General features: G+C 64.9%; 3 protein-coding genes. All 3 read right to left on the bottom strand.

From position 1 onward, the window contains the following. Nucleotides 1-34 precede the first annotated feature (34 nt). The 3 genes from Q673_RS36805 to Q673_RS21945 all read right to left on the bottom strand — a co-directional run bounded on the left by Q673_RS36805 (nt 35) and on the right by Q673_RS21945 (nt 3,563). The gene (locus tag Q673_RS36805; RefSeq protein WP_200861389.1) at nt 35-295 is read right to left on the bottom strand and encodes a hypothetical protein; all 261 of its coding nucleotides are present in this window, start codon (nt 293-295) and stop codon (nt 35-37) included. After that, nucleotides 292-2,838, bottom strand: a complete 2,547-nt coding sequence (locus tag Q673_RS21950) for a heavy metal translocating P-type ATPase (RefSeq protein WP_023004786.1) — start codon at nt 2,836-2,838, stop codon at nt 292-294. The genes Q673_RS36805 and Q673_RS21950 overlap by 4 nt, the downstream gene beginning before the upstream one ends. Nucleotides 2,839-2,915: 77 nt before the next feature. Then, nucleotides 2,916-3,563 carry a Spy/CpxP family protein refolding chaperone gene (locus Q673_RS21945; RefSeq protein WP_023004785.1) on the bottom strand — a complete coding sequence of 216 codons (648 nt, stop codon included), beginning with the start codon at nt 3,561-3,563 and terminating at the stop codon, nt 2,916-2,918. Between the last annotated feature and the right edge of the window lie 461 nt (nt 3,564-4,024).

Raw genomic sequence — 4,024 nt, 5'->3', positions numbered from 1 at the left:
AACCATTTAATCCGCTTACCCTTTTTTATATCTGCTATTCATCTCGGTCGCGCTGATCATGCCCGACATGACGGTGCATCAGGAAGTGCATGCCGAGACAGAGGGCCAGGGGCAGCAGCAGCCAGGCGCCGCTGCTCAGTGATTGCCCGCCCCACATGAACAGCAGCACGGCGCCTCCCATCAGCACCACGCAGGCGGTCATCATCCATTTATGGAGTGCCCCGGTAGGGGAAGACGGCTCTTTCTGTGATTCGGCCTCTCCCGAGGGGGGCTTGGTGGATTCTGGTCGTTTCATGAGCGGTCGCCTTTGGCTTGGACCGATGGGGTGGCAGTGGAAGGCTCTCCGCGGGGCTGCTCACGGGCGTAACGCCGCTTGAGCAGCAGCGAGTTGCCGATCACCGAGAGGGAGCTGGTGGTCATGGCGATGACGCCGATCATCGGGTGCAACAGGCCTATGGCGGCGATGGGGATGGCGGCCACGTTATAGGCGCTGGCCCAGATCAGGTTCTGGACGATCTTGCCGAAGGTGGCACGCGAGAGGTGCATGGCGTCCACCACGGCGGTGAGCTCGCCGCGTACCAGGGTCACGTCCGCCGCCTCGATGGCCACGTCGGCCCCGGCACCGATGGCGATGCCCACGTTGGCCTGCTTCAGTGCTGCGGCGTCGTTGATGCCGTCGCCGACCATGGCCACGTGGTTGCCGTGTTGTTCCTGCAGCGCGCGGATGGCATCAACCTTGCCTTCCGGCAGCACGCCGGCCTGGACCTCGTCGATGCCCACCTCGTCGGCCACGGCGCGGGCGGCGCGTTCATTGTCGCCGGTGATCATCACCACGTGCAGACCGAGATCATGCATGCCGCGGATGGCCTCCACCGACTCCTGCTTGAGGGTGTCGGCCACTGCCACCAAGCCGAGCGCCTGGCCGTCGGCGGCGACGATCACCACGGTGCGGCCCTTGCCCTCGAGCTCGCCCATGGCGTCATCCAGGGCCTCGAGGCCGGTCACGCCTTCCTCTTCCAGCAACCGGCGATTGCCGATCAGCACGCTTTCGTTGCCGACCCGGCCCGACACGCCACGGGCGCCGGTGGAGCGGAACTCGCTGACCTCGCCGGGTTTTACATCGCGCTCCCGGGCACCATCGACGATGGCCCGAGCGATGGGGTGCTCCGAGGCGTTCTCCACGCTCGCCGCCAGGGTCAGCAGGCGGTTTTCGTCGACGCCTTCGGCGGCGACGGCCTCGGTGAGTTTTGGTTCGCCGCGGGTGATGGTTCCGGTCTTGTCGAGCACCATCACCTTGACGTCCTTGAAGGTCTGGATCGCTTCGCCGGAACGGATCAGGATGCCACGCTCGGCACCGATACCGGAGCCGACCATCAGCGCCGTGGGGGTGGCAAGGCCCAGGGCGCAGGGACAGGCGATGACCAGCACGGCGATGGCGGCGAGAATCGCCAGCACCGGCGTGGCGGCCTCGGGGTTCACCCAGGGCAGGAAGGTCGCACCCCAGTCGAGTATCGGTCGCAGGGCATCCGGGAACAGTGCCCAGGCAATCAGGCTGGCCAGGGCGATGGCCAGCACCGCCGGTACGAAGCGGCCGGTCATGCGATCGGCGAATTCCTGGATCGGTACCCGCGAGCCCTGAGCCTGGTCGATCAGCCGCACCACCTGGGCGAGGAAGGTATCGCCGCCGACGCGGGTCGCCTTGACCCGCAAGCGTCCCTCCTTGTTGATGGTGGCACCGATCACGCTGTCCCCGGTGCTCTTGTAGACCGGTATCGACTCGCCGGTGGCGATGGACTCGTCGAGATGGCTCTCGCCCTCGACCACCTCGCCGTCGGTGGGGATCTTGTCGCCGGGGCGCACGACCATGATGTCGCCCGGGGCCAGCTCCTTCACCGCCACCTCGACTTCCTCGCCATCGCGCTCGACGCGTGCTGTCTTGGCACCCAGGGTCATCAGGCGGCGGATGGCCTGGGAGGCGCGTCCCTTGGCGAGTGCCTCCAGGTAACGGCCCAGCAGGTGGAAGGTCATGATGGTGGCGGCCATCTCGATGAATGAGGTCATGGGGTAGACGAAGCCGACTAGGCCGATCAGGTAGGGCGGCAGGCTGCCCATGGAAATCAGCACGTCCATGTTGAAGGTGCCGTTCTTCAGCGAGCGCCAGGTCGACTTGTGGGTGGCAATACCGCCATGGAGAAACACCACCGGGAAGGCCAGCACGGCGATGATGGCCAGGTAGCCGGGAATCGGCTGCCAGAACATGTGCGGCATCATCAGCAGCATGATCAGGGTGGTGGGGACCGCGGCGATGATCAGCCGCTTGCGGGCCTGGGAAAGATAGGCCTCCTCGATCTCGGCGTCGCTGTCGGCATCCTCCGCCTCATCGGCCTGCACGGCGGCCACATCATAGCCGGCCCCTTCCACGGCGCGCTTGATCGCCTCACCATCGGGGCCATCCCGGGCGACGGTCACCGCCACACGGTGGCTGGCGATATTGGTGTCGATTGATTCGATACCCTCGAGCCGCTCCAGGGTACTGCGGATGATGCCGGCGCAGTGGTCCGAGCCCATGCCGGGAACTGTCAGGCGGACCTGTTGCATGCCGGTACCACCACTGACGGCGGCCACGTCATAGCCGGCGCCCTCGACGGCATCTTTCAAGGTGTCGCCGTTGGGCCCGCCTGTTTCAATGGTCACGCTGACATGGTGGTTGGCGATATTGGTCTGGATCTCGCCCACACCATCGAGGCGTTCGAGCGTCTTGCGCACGATGCCGGCACAGTGGTCACTGCCCATGCCGGGGACCGTCAGGGTGATCGTGCTGGGGGGCGAGTCGCTCATCGCTTGTCTCCTGCGGGCGTTGCCGAGTGGACGGCCAACAATGGCCGTCCTGTTGCCTGAGTCTGTGACACTCCCGGTCAGTGATGGGCCTCGTGGTCCTCGGGGTCGACGTCACTCTCAGGGGTGGCCTGCTGAAGCTGCTGGCGTTGCTCGTCGGTGAGCAGGTCGTTCATGGTATTTTCCAGACGCACCCTCTCGGCCATCATCTCGCCGTGAAGCTCGGCCATCCGACCGTGCAGGGCCTGGACCTCCTCAGGATCGGGGCGCTCGCCGCGCATCTCCGCCATCAGGTCCTCGCGTAGGTTCATCAGGCGGCCCATGCGCTCGAACTGGGCGGGGCGATGCTCCTGCATCAGCGCGCGCATCTCGTCGTGCTGCTCCGGGTCGAGCACCTCCCGCATCATGCCCATGCCGGCGCCTCCCATCATCGGGCAGGTCATCATCCCGCCACCCATCATGCCTTTCATCATGCCGGGCCCCATGCCGCCCTGGCCGCCACTCATCATTCCCCCCATCATGCCGGGCCCCATGTCGCCCTGGCCGCCGCCCATCATTCCGCCCATCATGTCAGGGCCCATGCCGCCTTGGCCGCCGCTGCCGCCCGTCATGCCGCTACCCTGATTGGGCTGATTGGTCGGCATGCTCTGGGCGAGAGCGATGCCGCTACCACTGGCACCGAGTGCCAGGGCGAGTCCGAGAGCGAGAGTATGCTTGCGAATTTCCATGATCCTTCTCCTAGCGAGCTGTTGGGCCCATTCAGGCCCTTTGCTGACATTATTCGGCTACGTGCTGCACAGAGGTCAATCCCATGTAACAGTAACTAGGTGTGAGGAGAATTACCCAGGGCTCAGGATCTGAAACGTTGTGTCAGCAGATAGACGGGAACCGGAGAAGGGTCGGGCAGAGCTTGCGGGACACCGCTGCTGGCGAGTATCCGAGGTGCCGGGTCCATACCGCCCAAGGAGGGAGGAACGGTAGCGAATTTGATGTCCTGCTGCGTCACGTGCGGCAGGGCACCGACGAGAGAACTCGTATCATGGCCATGGTGGCAGCTGGGGGCCTCCTGGGGAGCCTCGAGGTGTTGCCCGGCTAGCCCGAATATTGCACCAGGCATGAAAAAAGCGGCTGAAAATCGGTTATAATTCAAGAGCCTAACCAAGAATTAGCCGACACAGCCGCCATGACA

Origin of the sequence: Halomonas sp. PBN3, from assembly GCF_000475415.1 — a bacterium.
Lineage (GTDB): Bacteria > Pseudomonadota > Gammaproteobacteria > Pseudomonadales > Halomonadaceae > Halomonas > Halomonas shengliensis.
This window is presented reverse-complemented; position numbering and strand designations above follow the sequence as displayed.

Coding starts and splice junctions, on each gene's coding strand:
- Q673_RS21950 (WP_023004786.1), bottom strand. CDS start 2,838: ATGAGCGACTCGCCCCCCAGCACGATCACCCTGACGGTCCCCGGCATG.
- Q673_RS36805 (WP_200861389.1), bottom strand. CDS start 295: ATGAAACGACCAGAATCCACCAAGCCCCCCTCGGGAGAGGCCGAATCA.
- Q673_RS21945 (WP_023004785.1), bottom strand. CDS start 3,563: ATGGAAATTCGCAAGCATACTCTCGCTCTCGGACTCGCCCTGGCACTC.